The sequence below is a fragment of the Arthrobacter sp. 01T428 genome (assembly GCF_056398685.1).
Map to the genome: position 1 here is coordinate 1 of NZ_JBFTPW010000015.1, position 12957 is coordinate 12957.

The 12957-nt window shown below is 64.0% G+C and carries 13 protein-coding genes and 1 pseudogene; 8 read left to right on the forward strand and 6 right to left on the reverse strand.

Annotated features, from left to right (window positions below; all coding sequences use genetic code 11):
* Both AC1DJB_RS15940 and AC1DJB_RS15945 read left to right on the forward strand, forming a co-directional pair.
* A pseudogene (locus AC1DJB_RS15940) lies at window positions 1–339 on the forward strand (TasA family protein); the annotation flags it as partial.
* An 84-nt stretch (window positions 340–423) separates the two neighbouring features.
* On the forward strand, window positions 424–1407 hold the full coding sequence (locus AC1DJB_RS15945) for a signal peptidase I (protein WP_441433093.1): 984 nt from the start codon (window positions 424–426) through the stop codon (window positions 1405–1407).
* Between the two features lie 36 nt (window positions 1408–1443).
* Here the strand turns inward: AC1DJB_RS15945 and AC1DJB_RS15950 are convergent, their stop codons facing one another.
* On the reverse strand, window positions 1444–1662 hold the full coding sequence (locus AC1DJB_RS15950; RefSeq protein WP_332602679.1) for a hypothetical protein: 219 nt from the start codon (window positions 1660–1662) through the stop codon (window positions 1444–1446).
* A 339-nt stretch (window positions 1663–2001) separates the two neighbouring features.
* Here AC1DJB_RS15950 and AC1DJB_RS15955 point away from each other — a divergent pair, with 339 nt between their 5' ends.
* Together AC1DJB_RS15955 and AC1DJB_RS15960 are read left to right on the forward strand one after the other, a co-directional pair.
* Complete coding sequence (locus AC1DJB_RS15955; RefSeq protein ID WP_441433094.1) at window positions 2002–4212, forward strand: S9 family peptidase; 2211 nt, start codon at window positions 2002–2004, stop codon at window positions 4210–4212.
* Window positions 4213–4267: 55 nt separating this feature from the next.
* The gene (locus AC1DJB_RS15960; protein ID WP_441433095.1) at window positions 4268–5899 is read left to right on the forward strand and encodes a sensor histidine kinase; all 1632 of its coding nucleotides are present in this window, start codon (window positions 4268–4270) and stop codon (window positions 5897–5899) included.
* Between the two features lie 260 nt (window positions 5900–6159).
* On the opposite strand, the gene AC1DJB_RS15965 is transcribed toward AC1DJB_RS15960, so the two are convergent.
* From AC1DJB_RS15965 to AC1DJB_RS15975, 3 genes are all read right to left on the reverse strand, one after another.
* A complete protein-coding gene (locus AC1DJB_RS15965; RefSeq protein WP_172465637.1) occupies window positions 6160–6333 on the reverse strand; it encodes a hypothetical protein in 174 nt (57 codons plus the stop codon).
* A gap of 82 nt (window positions 6334–6415) precedes the next feature.
* Complete coding sequence (locus AC1DJB_RS15970) at window positions 6416–7216, reverse strand: response regulator transcription factor (protein WP_284990050.1); 801 nt, start codon at window positions 7214–7216, stop codon at window positions 6416–6418.
* A gap of 171 nt (window positions 7217–7387) precedes the next feature.
* Window positions 7388–8038 (reverse strand): TetR/AcrR family transcriptional regulator, encoded by a 651-nt coding sequence (locus tag AC1DJB_RS15975; protein ID WP_441433096.1) that lies wholly within the window; start codon window positions 8036–8038, stop codon window positions 7388–7390.
* A gap of 201 nt (window positions 8039–8239) precedes the next feature.
* On the opposite strand from AC1DJB_RS15975, the gene AC1DJB_RS15980 reads away from it, so the two are divergent.
* Entirely contained in the window at window positions 8240–9133 is an 894-nt protein-coding gene (locus AC1DJB_RS15980) for a DMT family transporter (protein ID WP_441433097.1), read from the forward strand.
* Window positions 9134–9161: 28 nt separating this feature from the next.
* Here the strand turns inward: AC1DJB_RS15980 and AC1DJB_RS15985 are convergent, their stop codons facing one another.
* Complete coding sequence (locus AC1DJB_RS15985; protein WP_059389549.1) at window positions 9162–9716, reverse strand: GNAT family N-acetyltransferase; 555 nt, start codon at window positions 9714–9716, stop codon at window positions 9162–9164.
* Between the two features lie 130 nt (window positions 9717–9846).
* On the opposite strand from AC1DJB_RS15985, the gene AC1DJB_RS15990 reads away from it, so the two are divergent.
* Genes AC1DJB_RS15990 through AC1DJB_RS16000 form a run of 3 tightly spaced genes read left to right on the forward strand, consistent with a single transcriptional unit; the run spans window position 9847 to window position 12345 of the window.
* Window positions 9847–10329, forward strand: coding sequence for a hotdog fold thioesterase (locus AC1DJB_RS15990; protein WP_059389548.1), 483 nt, complete (start codon window positions 9847–9849; stop codon window positions 10327–10329).
* 7 nt (window positions 10330–10336) lie between these two features.
* The gene (gene paaK, locus AC1DJB_RS15995; protein WP_306959145.1) at window positions 10337–11689 is read left to right on the forward strand and encodes a phenylacetate--CoA ligase PaaK; all 1353 of its coding nucleotides are present in this window, start codon (window positions 10337–10339) and stop codon (window positions 11687–11689) included.
* A 53-nt stretch (window positions 11690–11742) separates the two neighbouring features.
* The gene (locus tag AC1DJB_RS16000; RefSeq protein ID WP_078107744.1) at window positions 11743–12345 is read left to right on the forward strand and encodes a TetR/AcrR family transcriptional regulator; all 603 of its coding nucleotides are present in this window, start codon (window positions 11743–11745) and stop codon (window positions 12343–12345) included.
* A gap of 179 nt (window positions 12346–12524) precedes the next feature.
* On the opposite strand, the gene AC1DJB_RS16005 is transcribed toward AC1DJB_RS16000, so the two are convergent.
* Window positions 12525–12932 (reverse strand): VOC family protein, encoded by a 408-nt coding sequence (locus tag AC1DJB_RS16005; RefSeq protein ID WP_059389546.1) that lies wholly within the window; start codon window positions 12930–12932, stop codon window positions 12525–12527.
* Window positions 12933–12957 lie beyond the last annotated feature (25 nt).

Here is a 12957-nt window from a genome sequence, read left to right on the forward strand (position 1 = left end):
CTCACCACCGCGGCCTCCCCGACCTCCCTGCTGGACACCAACACCACCATGGGCCTGCAGGTCACCGTCGATAACTGCTCCACCGCCTGGACCGAAGCCGGCACCGCCCCCGCCTACACCTACACCTGCTCCGGCACCACCACCAGCGTGCTCGCCTCCCGCCCCGTCATCGGCGCCAACCTCACCCTGGCCAACCTCACCTCGGTCACCGCCGGACACACCGACAACCTCCGCGTCACCCTCACCCTGCCCTCCACCGCAGACAACACCCTGCAGAACCAGAGCAGCACCATCGCCTTCAGCTTCACCGGCACCCAGCGCACCGCCACCAACCAGTAACACCCCCACCCAGCCAGCCCTCCGCCGTCGAGCCCCCCATGCAAACGACGGCGGAGGGCCTTCCACAAGAACGGAGACCCAGCCATGACCGCATCACTGGTCCGCCCCCGGCGGGTCTCCCGAACGGCCACCACGACGGCGACGCCCGGCTCGGGCAAGAACCCGGGTGTTGCGTCGAAGATTGCCCGGGCGCTGGTCAGCGTCATCACCACCACGATCATGGTCGCGGCAGTGGCTGCGTTCCTTTTCCTCGCGGTCGGGCCCCGCGTCCTCGGCTACCAGACCAGCACCATGCTCACCGGCTCGATGTCGCCGCTGATCAACCCGGGAGACGTGGTTGTCACCGTTCCCGTGGCGGTCCAGAACCTGAAGGTCGGGGACATCATCACCTACCACATTCCGGTGGAGGACCAGCGGGTGGAGACCCACCGGATCATCGACCTGACGGTGAACAACCAAGGCACTGCCACCGTCCGCACCAAGGGCGACGCGAACAACGGCGCCGACCCCTGGACAGCAACGTTGGCCGGAGGCCAGGTAGACCGCCAGGTGTTCACCGTCCCGTACCTGGGCAACGCGATCCGCGCTCTTCGTGATCCCGTGGTCCTGAAGGTCCTGATGTATGGCGCTCCGGCCGCCCTGGTGGTCATGGTTCTCGTCTCCATCTGGCGGAAAAAGCCCGAAGGCGACGGCGAGGTGGACACCAGCGCCGCCCTGCCGGCCTTTGACCGTCGCCCGCTCAAGCGCCTGGCACGGGAAATGAAAAGCAAGGAGGCCGCCGAGAAGTTCGCGGCCGCCTACGCCAAGATGCTTCCCCAGCGTGTGGACAAGATCAGCCACGCACTGAGTACCGGCGACAGCGACCTCGCGATGGATGCGGTGCTCAGCCTGAAAACCAGCTCCTCGATGGTGGGTGCGCTCCGGATGGAACAGCACTGCGTCCGCCTCGAACACGCCTTGGTCACAACCGATCACACCGCGGCAGCCCACGCCGGGGAACTCGTCCGCCAGCACCAACCCCAGCTGGAAAAAGCCCTGGGCGGTCACACCACCCGGCGCGCCGCGTAAAATCCTCTTCACAGAACCGAACCGGATGCCCTGCCCTTACCGCATGAAAGCGGTGAGAATGGAATGGACCACCGGGCCTGACAGAAAGCCGCTGACCTTGCGTAGAAGCCGGAGCACCGCCGACGCAGCGCAGACGCCTGCGTTGGGGCGCGTCGCCGCGGTCCTGGCAGCGGCTGCGGTGTTGGTCTTCGCTCCCGGCATCGCGCAGGCCGCGTTCTCTGGAATGGACTCGGCGTCAACCAGCGTAGGTACCATGTCAATGCCTGCCCCAACCGGTGCCAGTGTTACCGCCACTTGTGTAGCCCGTAGCCTGATCGTCATTGTCGACAACTATGGAACAGTCCCGCGCGCGACGTCATACGAGTTTTCGGTTGTAAACCCCGGCGGATCCACTTTCTCAGCGCCTAGTGGAACTTACACCAAGTCCCCAGCAGCCAAGGGCACGTGGACCTACCAGATCCGGGGGCTGTATCAGGTATCTCCCGGCAACGTGTGGACGGGTCAATATTTCCAAGGAACGGTGGTGTGCTGACGGAACGGCCGCTCTGAGCGAAATCGGTGGTCGCGTGTCGGTGGCCTCTATAGAGTTGCCCCATGAGCCAGCCTGCCACGCCTCCAGTTCCCCCCGTCGCCAAGAAGGTGCCGCACACCCGCGAGCACCACGGCGATGTTTTCGTGGACAACTACGAATGGCTCCGGGACAAGGAATCCTCCGAGGTCATTGAGCACTTGAAGGCTGAAAATGCCTACCAGGAAGCCGTCACCGCACACCAGGAACCGCTGCGGGAGGCGATCTTCCAGGAAATCAAGGGACGCACCCAGGAGACGGACCTCTCGGTCCCCAGCCGCAGGGATGGCTGGTGGTACTACACCCGCTCTGTCGAGGGCAAGGAGTATGGCATCCAGTGCCGCGTCCAGGCCGCGAACTCGGGCAACCCGGTGGCGGACTGGACCCCGCCAGCGGTGGAACCCGGCGTCGAACTCCAAGGCGAAGAAGTCCTGCTGGACGGGAACGCCGAGGCGGAAGGCAAGCCGTTCTTCTCCATTGGCGGTACTGCCGTGACGTTGGATGGCCACCTCTATGCCTACGCCGTGGACAACTCCGGCGAGGAACGCTTCACGCTCCGCATCAAGGACCTGCGCACGGGTGAACTTCTGCCCGACGTCATCGAGAACATCTTCTACGGCGTGGCCTTCTCCCCCGACGGCACCCGGATCTTCTACACCGTGGTTGACGATTCCTGGCGCCCGTACCAAGTAAAGTCGCACGTCCTGGGCACGCCCGTCAGTGAAGACGAGGTCATCTACCAGGAGGACGACGTCGCAATGTGGCTCGGATTCGAGCTCTCCTCCGACCGGAGGTACCTCGTGCTGAGCATCGGCTGCTCGGAATTCAGCGAGACGCGCCTGCTGCGCTTCGACGATTTCGACGCCGGCCTGTCCACCGTGATTTCCCGCGACGAACACATCCTCTACGAGGCCGAGCCGTTCCTCCTCGATGGTGTTGATGGACAAAAAGCTGAGACCATCCTCCTGACCCACAACAAGGGCGCCATCAACTCGATGGTGTCCATCGCGGACCCGGCCGAGTTCGCCAAGCCGCTGTCCGAGCAGAACTGGCGCACCGTCGTCGGGCATTCCGACGCCGTTCGCGTCAACGGAGCGGGCGTCACCTCGACGCATCTGGTGGTGTCGGTACGGCAGGACACGATCGAACGCGTGCAGGTGCTTCCGCTCGCCGGGCTGGGAACCGCCGCGCAAGGCGCCGCCGTGGAGCCCGCCTTCGACGAGGAGCTGTACACGGCCGGCGTGGGTGGAACCGACTATGAAGCGCCGGTGATCCGCATCGGGTACACGTCCTACTTCACGCCGTCGCGCGTGTACGACTTCGTGCTGCCCACCGCCGCGCTGCCGCACGGCGAACTGCTGCTGCGGAAGGAAAGCCCGGTGCTGGGCGGGTACACCGCGTCCGACTACGTGGCCACCCGGGAATGGGCGACGGCGGCGGACGGCACGCGCGTCCCGCTGTCCGTGTTGCGGCACGCCTCCCTTGCGCGGGACTCAAGCGCCGCCGGCCTGGTGTACGGCTATGGCTCGTACGAGGTCAGCATGGATCCCGGCTTCGGCGTGGCCAGGCTGTCCCTCCTCGATCGCGGAATCGTCATGGTGATCGCCCACATCCGCGGCGGCGGCGAGCTCGGCAGGCGCTGGTACGACGACGGCAAGAAGCTCAACAAGAAAAACACCTTCACCGACTTCATCGCGGCAACGGACTGGCTCGCGTCCTCCGGTTGGGTGGCGCCGGAGCGGATCGCGGCCATGGGCGGCTCCGCGGGCGGCCTGCTGATGGGCGCCGTGGCCAACCTCGCGCCGGAAAAGTACGCGGCGATCGTGGCGGCCGTGCCGTTCGTGGACGCGCTCAACACCATCCTGGACCCCGAGCTGCCGCTCTCCGCGCTCGAGTGGGAAGAATGGGGCAACCCCATCACGGATCCCGAGGTGTACGAGTACATGAAGTCCTACACCCCGTACGAGAACATCCGGGCCGTTTCGTACCCGCAGATCGCGGCGGTCACGTCCTTCAACGACACCCGCGTGCTCTACGTTGAACCGGCCAAATGGGTCCAGGTGCTGCGTTCCGAGACCACGGGCACGGCGCCCATCGTCATGAAGATCGAGATGGACGGTGGACACGGCGGAGCATCGGGACGGTACGTGCAGTGGCGCGAGCGCGCGTGGGACTATGCCTTCGTCGCGGACTCCCTTGGCGCCGTCGAACTGCTACCTGGAGCCGGACTCAAGTAACGTTCTCGATAGTAGGCTTCCCGTTGGGGGACGGACCGGACAGTAGGAGCGTAGCTTGACTGACAATGCATCGTTGCCAAACCGGGCCTTGGTGGCCGACCCTGACCCGGCCCGTCTCGCCGAGACGGTTGCAGCGCTCGCCGCGGCAGGGTTCATGGTTCGTTCAGTGCCCGACGCCGGTTCACTTGCGGCCGCGCTGGAAAGCGAACCGTGGGACGTGCTGGTGGTGGACAACGACCTCCGGGAGTTCCTTCCCCGAAACAGCGTTCCGGTTTTGCTCTTGTTGGACCCGGAGGATGAGCTGGATGTCGCTGCCCTGGAAGCCTGGACGATTGCCGATTTTGCCTACAGGAGCCAGCCTCCCGTCATTCGTGCACACAGGGCCTTGGTACTGATAGCCCGCGCCGCCGAACGGACGCGCCGCCGTTCGGAAGCCGAGTCGCTGAGGGAGAGCCTGCGGAAGGTATCCGCGGCGATCCGGTCAACCATTGATCCAGGCCTGATTGCCCGGCACCTGGTCGACGGAATCGGCGAGGCCTTGGGCGCGGAACACGTCTGGTTCACGACGTTCCCGGATACCCGGGTGCCGCAGGTGAGCGCCGAATGGAACGCTCCCGGACTGGTGCCGGGAGTCCTGCCGGGAGAACTCACTGACGAAATCGCCACGTTCGAACTGGCGGAACGGTTGTGGGCAGAAGCGGAAGTGCAGCCGCTGCCCAAACGGGCTCCCTCGGGTGAATCCGGTGGTGCGGGTGATACCGGTGGTGCGGGGGCGCCGTCGGCCTCTGTTGTGGTGCCGGTAGGCGAGGGAGACCTCGTTCTCGGGGTCATCTGGATCGCCCGCCCGGACACGGCGCAGGAATGGACCCGGGCCGAAATAGGCCTGATTCAGCACGTCTCGGGGAACTTGGCGTATGGCCTGATGCAGAGCCACCTGATCGGCGCGCAACAGCAGGTCATGTACAAGCTCCAGGAACTCGACCAGGCCAAGACCGACTTCCTCACCACCGTGAACCACGAACTCCGAACCCCCCTGACGTCCATCACGGCATACCTGGACATGATCCGCGCTGGCGCCGGTGGACCTCTTCCCGCGGGCGTCGAGCGGATGGTCGATGTCATTTCGCGAAATGCCGAGCGGCTCCGACGGCTGATCGAAGACATGCTCACAGTCTCGCACCAGGACACTTCCGGCGACCTCGAACTGAGCCGCGTGAATGTGGGCACCCTGCTCAGGCTTGTTGTCTCGACGTTGCAGCCGCTCGCCGACTCCCGTTCGCTGTCCCTCACTGTGATGCATGCGCCCGGAACCATGACCGTCCAGGCCGACGAGGCCAAGCTCGAGCAAGTCTTCGCCAACATCATCAGCAACGCGATCAAGTTCACGCCCAACGGCGGCCACGTCGCGGTCAGCAGCGGGGTCACCTCGGACCCGGGGACGGTACCCAGCGTGGTGGTGCGCGTGGAGGACACCGGCGTCGGGATCCCCGAAACCGAGATCGAGCAGGTGTTCACACGGTTCTTCCGCGCTTCAAACGCCTCCACTGCGGCCATCCCCGGGAGCGGGCTTGGCCTGGCGATTGCCCACGACATTGTGGAACGCCATTCCGGCCGGCTCGACGTCGAGTCCGCCCTGGGCGTAGGAACCACGGTTTCAGTCCGGCTCCCGCTGGATACGGAGAGCTAAGGGGCGGCGTCTCTGGGCGGGGCTTGTACCGTCCTGACCTTCTTTGAATTGGGAAAGCGCTTACGACACGGCAAGTCGCGTCATTCCAGGGCTCAACCGCGTCAAACAGGGTCAGGAACGGCAGCTCCCGGCGTCGGACAAATAAAACACCGCCCCTGGGCGGTGGCCCGGGGCGGTGCGTGGAGCTTCTTCTTGCCCGTCTACCCAAGTAGCTAGCAGTAGATGCCGTTATGAGGCGCCAAAACGGCAGCTAGTGCGAGTCAGTTGGGCCACCAACCGATCTGAGCGTAGTTCACAACAGTGCCGGTGGTAACCGTCGTTACTGTTGTGCCGGTGGTGTCGTGCGTGGTCTTCGGTGCGGCATTGGCAGGGGTGACAAATCCGCCAATAGCCAGCAGGCCCGTCATGAGCAGTGTTGCGGCGAATTTTTTCATGCGATGCTCCTTTGAGCCGTGAAAATCCGAAGTTGACTTTCCCAGCGTAAAGAGCGTTGTTAAAGGTTCGCTTAAGATTGGGTCAGTTTTCCGATGTCTTTGCGGCTAGGCGGTAACCAACGCCACGCACGGTTTCCACCCACCGCGGCGACTGCGCCGAGTCGCCGAGCTTCCGCCGCAGATTGGCGATGTGCACCTGGATCGCGCGCTCTTCGGATTCGCTGACAAAGCCTCCGGTTTCGTACTCCCTGGCATGGAGCCAGCGGGCAAGCCCCGTGGTGCTTCGCACAACGCGCCCGGCCTCCATGAGGGCCTGAAGAAGGTCGAACTCGGTGCGGGTCAATTGCACCTCTTCGGTTCCCACCCGGGTGGTCCGCGTGGCTACGTCCAGGAAAAGGCCATTGTGTTCCAGTCCCGATGGCTCAGCCGCCGGCAGCGCAGGTGTGGGTCCGGTTGGCGAGTTCGACGCCGGGGCCGGCGGCAGCTCCGCCGTCGGGCTCCCTCCGGAGCTGCTCAAAAGCTTGCTGCCACGCGGCCGCCGAAGGAGCGTCTCAACCCGGGCCAGGAGTTCGCGCGGCCGGAAGGGCTTGGTGACGAAGTCGTCGGCGCCGATGGCCAGCCCTTGCAGGGTGTCCACTTCACGTGCCCGGGCGGTGAGCATGATGATGTAGGCGTCACTGAACTCGCGGACGCGGCGGGTGACCTCGATCCCGTCAATGTCGGGCAGGCCAAGGTCCAAGGTGATCACGTCGGGGTTGTGAAGGCGGACCGCATCCACGCCGTCGACGCCGTTTCCGGCCGCGTAAACCTCCAGGCCCGATGCCTCGAGGACGGCATGGACTACCTCACGGATGTCATCGTCATCCTCGATTACTACAGCCACGCCCGATGCGCCCACTTCAAGATCCCCATCTCTCTTATGCTCAGCCCACCTTAACACCAGCGGTACCTGCTATTCTCGCGCATGTCGGCGTAAGTCCGCTTTACGCGCGCGCCCGCGGCCGTGCCGGCGTCGCGGCGGGGCTATTTCCGGCACTCTTCCTGGTCGCACTGCTCACCTGATCTGGAGCTCTCGCCTCACGAACGCGATAAGCAGGTTCCGCGATGTTTCCACCGGAAGGGACGAACCCCGCGCATAGCACTGGACGGCGAGGCCATCCACCATGGCTGCAGTCTCGATGGCGAAACCTTGGGGATCGTCACAGACGAAGGATCCCTCGCTGACGCCGCGCTCGGTGATCTCGCGCAAGGCGCTGCGCCAGCCGTCGTAGTGTTCGCCCATCCAGCGTCCGTAGGCTTCGTCCCTGGCCGCAGCGGACCAGAAATCGAACCAGATCAGCCAGTGCCGGCGGGAACTCGCATCCGAGCCGAACATCCCCTCGAGGAAAAACAGCAGTTCCCTAGTAGGGTCGCCGGACCCTCTGGCGCTCTCCTGCAGGGGAACGTAGAAGTCTGCGGTCTCCGCCTTGACTACTTCCATCAGGACTTCGTCGAGACTCTTGAAATGGTAGGTGATGGTCCCGGGTGACACTCCGCAGGCTTTTGAAATGTCGCGGATCAGGACATTGAACAGTCCTTTGTCCGCGATCAGGTCCCGCGCGGCGTCAACCACCAGCTGGCGCCGCACTTCAGTAGGGTGCCGCTGCCGTTCGCCGGCAGTCTTGGCGCGGGGCCGCTCTTCGTGGTCCTTGGTGGTCGCCGTCATGTCGCTCGTCCCCGTTTCCCCTGCTCAGGCCGATGTCCGACTGATGCGCTTCTCAAAGGTCTCTTCAAAGAATAGTTGCTCTTTATTTCTTCCGCGAACGATCTAATTCATGTACTGTACGAATAAATCGTCCGGGAGAGCAATAGTTCCCTGAATAACCGCCCTGTAGCAAAGGGCCATTTCACCGGGAAGGCCCCAATTGTGACCGGATGGTACCGAAGACCAGATGTGCTGATGGTGCTGTCTTCCGCGCCCACATACGTGGCTACCCGAGAGGCCCTGAAAGTGATGGACCCCCAGGACCTGACGCCGCTGCGCTACTTGGGTGCCGCCGTCGTGCTTGGCTTGGTGCTGCTGATCCGGCGGCAGCGGCTTACGCTGCGGGGTGGTGACATTCCGAGGATGCTTGTCGCGGGATTACTGGGGTATGCGGGCTTCGGCCTGCTCCTGAACCTCGGGCAGACGACCGTTCCGGCCGGAACAGCGAGTCTCCTGCTGAATATCTCGCCCGTCTTCGCGTTCGTCCTCGGTCATCTGATGTTGCGGGAGAGAACGTCAGGCCTGGGCTACTGCGGGATGCTGCTTGCCGTAGGAGGCGTCGTAGCCATTACGCTGGGCGATTCCGCGGCCGTCGGCTTCAACGGCGATGCCTTGTACATCGTGGCAGCCGCACTTCTCCTGTCGGCATTCCTCATCGTCCAGCAGCCCCTGCTGGCACGCGTCCCTCCGCTCGAAGTGGTCTTCTGGGGATCCCTCATCGGCGGAGTGGCGACCGTGCCGACCGCCCGGTTCGCAGCGACGCCGTCCGAGTTCACGTGGAACGCTTGGCTGGCATTGGCCGTGCTCGTGGTGATTTGCACCGTGGTGGGCTACGGTTTCTGGAACGTTTCGCTCTCGCGGACCAGCGTGGCAGAGGGCGGTTCTCTCCTGTACGTCGTGCCGGTGCTGTCCCTGCTGCTCGGGTGGATTTTGCTCGGCGAAGTCCCGGGTGTCGCCTCGCTCCTCGGCGGCGCGGCCGCATTGGCCGGCGTCATCTTGCTCTCCCGGGCAACCGCATCCATCGCACCCGAGAAAGAACTGGAGCCCGCACCATGACCGTCCCCCAAGCAGCTCGCAGTGGATGCTATTTCCGCGCGCGCCACTCCGAGTCAAGCATCGCGTAGATGACTTCGGTGGACCATTGGCCCTTGTAATGCCAGTTGTCCACGAGCTCGGCTTCGCGGCGCATCCCAAGCCGTTCGCACAATCCCGACGACGAGGTGTTCAGGGCATCCAGCTTGGCCTCGATCCGGTGGAACATGAGGGTTTCAAAACCCAGGCGGAGCACGGCTTCGGCCGCTTCTGCGGCGTAGCCCTGGCCTCGGCTTTCCGGCGCCAAGATCCAGCCGATTTCGGCCTGCCCCGTGCCCGGCAGCCACTTGAGCACCACTTCGCCAAGCAAGCCCGGCGTGTCCGCGCGCTCTATGGCGAGGCACACCCAGTCGCCCTCTTGTTCGAAAGAGAAGTTGGCGTAGCGGCCCAACGCTTCCATGGACTGCGTGAGGGTCAATTCCTGCCGGAGCAGGAAGCGCGCCGTCTCGGGCAGAGACTGGTAGGCGTGAAATCGCTCCAGGTCAGTGGCCTCGAACCTGCGAAGCACGAGCCTCGGAGTCCGGATGGGCAGTTCGATGAGCGGCATGACTCGAGGCTACTACGTTGGGGTTTTTGGGGGTCTGGATCCGTCCCGCCGAGCGATCTCCTCTTGACAGTTCAAGCAAACTGGGATTACCTAATGAACATTCGGTAAATAAAGCTGGAGGCAATGACGCATGGTTGAGACCACCCTTTCTGGCGCAGCGCAGCACCAGATTCTCAAGAACGACTACGCCTCCGAGTGGATGGGCCTGGAGGTACTCAAGGTCGACGACGGCCACGCCACCGTCCGCATGAAGCTCCGGCAGGAAATGCTCAACGGCTTCGGAATGGCCCACGGCGGAATGATCTTCGCCTTCGCCGATTCAGCTTTTGCACTGGCATGCAACCCGGCCAACCCCTCGCCGTCGGAAGCCGACACCATAACTGTCGCCGCCGGCGTCGACATCAACTTCCTCAAGCCGGCCTATCAAGGCCAGGTGATCACCGCCGTCGCGAACCGTCGCGCCAACAACGGCCGCAGCGGCCTGTACGACATCCAAATCTTCGCGGCCGACGCAAGCGAACCTTCCGCCGTCGGGTCGCCCGAAGAACCGGGCAGCTACGGCGAGCTCATCGCCGAGTTCCGTGGCCGCAGCCGCACCATCTCCAAGAAGTAGGAAGACCATGACACAGAACACCGTCGCCGCTCCCGACGCACCGCTTAACACTGCACAGCTAGATCGCGAAGAAACCATCTCCCGCGACGAGCTCGAGGCCTTGCAGCTGAGCCGCCTCCAGCACACCGTGGCCTACGCCTACGATCGCGTGCCGCTGTACAAGCGCAAGTTCGACGACGCCGGCGTCCACCCTTCCGATCTCCGCGAACTGTCCGATCTCGGCAAGTTCCCGTACACCACCAAGGAAGACCTCCGCCAGGAATACCCCTTCGGCATGTTCGCCGTGCCGCAAGACGAAGTAGCCCGCATCCACGCGAGCTCCGGAACCACTGGCCGGCCAACCGTCGTCGGGTACACCAAGAACGACCTCGCCAACTGGGCCACGCTGGTGGCCCGCTCGCTCCGCGCTTCCGGCGTCCGGCCGGGCATGAAGGTCCACAACGCCTACGGCTACGGCCTGTTCACCGGCGGTTTGGGCGCCCACGCCGGTGCCGAAGCGCTCGGCTGCACCGTCATCCCGATGTCCGGCGGCCAGACCGAACGCCAGATCCAGCTGATCCAGGACTTCAAGCCGGACGCGATCCTGGCGACCCCGACCTACCTGCTCACAATCGCCGACGCGATGGCGCACATGGGTGTGGATCCGGCGTCGACCTCGCTCAAGTACGCCGTGCTCGGAGCCGAACCGTGGACCGAGGAAATGCGGCACGAGCTCGAAACCACTATGAACATCAAGGCCTGCGACATCTACGGGCTCTCGGAAGTCATGGGCCCGGGCGTCGCCGGTGAGGCCGTGGAGACCCAGGACGGTTGCCACATCTGGGAAGACCACTTCCGCCCCGAAATCATCGATCCGTTCGATCCCTCCCGCGGGGAAAGTGCCGTGCTGGCCGACGGCGAGCCGGGCGAACTCGTCTTCACTTCGCTCACCAAGGAAGCGCTGCCGATCATCCGGTACCGCACCAAGGACCTCACCCGTCTGCTGCCCGGCACCGCCCGCCCCGCGCACCGCCGCATGGGCCGCATCACCGGACGCAGCGACGACATGATCATCCTGCGCGGCGTGAACCTCTTCCCTTCACAAATCGAGGAAATCGCGCTCCGCATCCCCGAGCTCAGCCCGCACTTCCAACTCGAGCTCACCCGCCCCGAAGGCAAGCGCATGGATTCGCTGACGGTCAAGATTGAGCGCCGCGAGAACGTTTCGGTCGAGGCGGGCACGACGGCGGCACACGCCCTGCGCGAACAGATCAAGATCCACGTGGGTTCTTCGTGCGTGGTGGACGTCGTGGAGCCGGGTTCGCTTGAGCGCTCCAACGGCAAGCTGCGCCGCGTCTACGACATGCGACCCAAGAGGTAACGTGGCCGGGCGCATGCGCGAATCAACCGACCGTTCATGAGAAAATGGCCAGCATGCCTAGTGAAACAGTAACCAAGCGGGGACGCCCCGGATACGACCAGCAATCAGTGCTGCTCATCGCCGTCGACGTCTTCAACCGGCACGGTTACGACGCCACATCCATGGGCATTCTGGCCGAAAACCTGGGCATCTCAAAATCGGCCATCTACCACCACGTGCCGTCCAAGGGCGACCTCCTGAAGCTCGCCCTCGAGCACGCGCTGGGTGGGCTCGAGGCCATCCTGGAACAGCCCGAGGCTGTTACCGGGGCGGCCGATGCACGCCTTGAGTTCGTCCTGCGGCAGACCATCGCCGTGCTGGTGGACCGGCTGCCGTTCGTCACGCTGCTCCTGCGTCTCCGCGGCAACACCGACATTGAGCGCGATGCCCTGGAACGGCGTCGTGCCTTCGACCACAAGGTGGCCGCGTTGATCTCGGCCGCCCGCGAAGAAGGCACGCTGCGCCAGGACATCGACCCCCGCACCGTGACCCGGCTCCTGTTCGGGACCATCAACTCGATCGTGGAGTGGTACAAACCGGGCGGCTCGCTCTCCCCGCAGCGCCTGGCCGACGACGTCATCACCATGGCGTTCGACGGCCTCCACGCCTCGGCGTAGGTCGCCCCTGGCTTCCCCCTGCCCCCTCAGACGCTCGCTCACATATACGGCACTTTCAACCGACGCCCGCTCACATATACGGCACTTTCGACCGACGCTCGCTCACATATATCCCCAATTGGCAGAACGCCCGCTCACTAAAAAGTGAGCGGGCGTTCTGCGTGGTGCTGTGATGCTTTTCAGAGCTGGTATTCGGCCTGGATACCCAGGCTTTCATGGACGCAAAGGACGTTGTTTTCCGTGTCCATGAACCAGGCGCAACGGTCGGCGTCGGTGGTACAAATGTGGTGTTCTGTCTTGAGATCCGGGAGATCGTAATCCCGGAATTCGACGCCGTTCGCCTCCATTTCGTCGACTGTCCGCTCGATGTCGCTGACTTCAAAGGAAAGGGCAGTGTGCGACGAGTGCATGCCGTCCTTGATGGGCATCAACTGCAGCATGGGACCGCCGTCGATGCCGAACAAATCATTTCCATCCCAGGTCATGCCGCGATGAGGGAGGCCGAGTTTCTCCGCGTAGAAGCTGCGGGCTCGGTCCACGTCGTCGACGGGCAAGACGGTTGTGGCTGTTCTGAGTGCTAGGTTCATTTCGCCACCTCCTACGCAAAAAATC

Coding starts and splice junctions, on each gene's coding strand:
- AC1DJB_RS15955 (WP_441433094.1), top strand. CDS start 2,002: ATGAGCCAGCCTGCCACGCCTCCAGTTCCCCCCGTCGCCAAGAAGGTG.
- AC1DJB_RS16000 (WP_078107744.1), top strand. CDS start 11,743: ATGCCTAGTGAAACAGTAACCAAGCGGGGACGCCCCGGATACGACCAG.
- AC1DJB_RS15975 (WP_441433096.1), bottom strand. CDS start 8,038: ATGACGGCGACCACCAAGGACCACGAAGAGCGGCCCCGCGCCAAGACT.
- paaK (WP_306959145.1), top strand. CDS start 10,337: ATGACACAGAACACCGTCGCCGCTCCCGACGCACCGCTTAACACTGCA.
- AC1DJB_RS15965 (WP_172465637.1), bottom strand. CDS start 6,333: ATGAAAAAATTCGCCGCAACACTGCTCATGACGGGCCTGCTGGCTATT.
- AC1DJB_RS16005 (WP_059389546.1), bottom strand. CDS start 12,932: ATGAACCTAGCACTCAGAACAGCCACAACCGTCTTGCCCGTCGACGAC.
- AC1DJB_RS15945 (WP_441433093.1), top strand. CDS start 424: ATGACCGCATCACTGGTCCGCCCCCGGCGGGTCTCCCGAACGGCCACC.
- AC1DJB_RS15985 (WP_059389549.1), bottom strand. CDS start 9,716: ATGCCGCTCATCGAACTGCCCATCCGGACTCCGAGGCTCGTGCTTCGC.
- AC1DJB_RS15950 (WP_332602679.1), bottom strand. CDS start 1,662: ATGGTACCTACGCTGGTTGACGCCGAGTCCATTCCAGAGAACGCGGCC.
- AC1DJB_RS15990 (WP_059389548.1), top strand. CDS start 9,847: ATGGTTGAGACCACCCTTTCTGGCGCAGCGCAGCACCAGATTCTCAAG.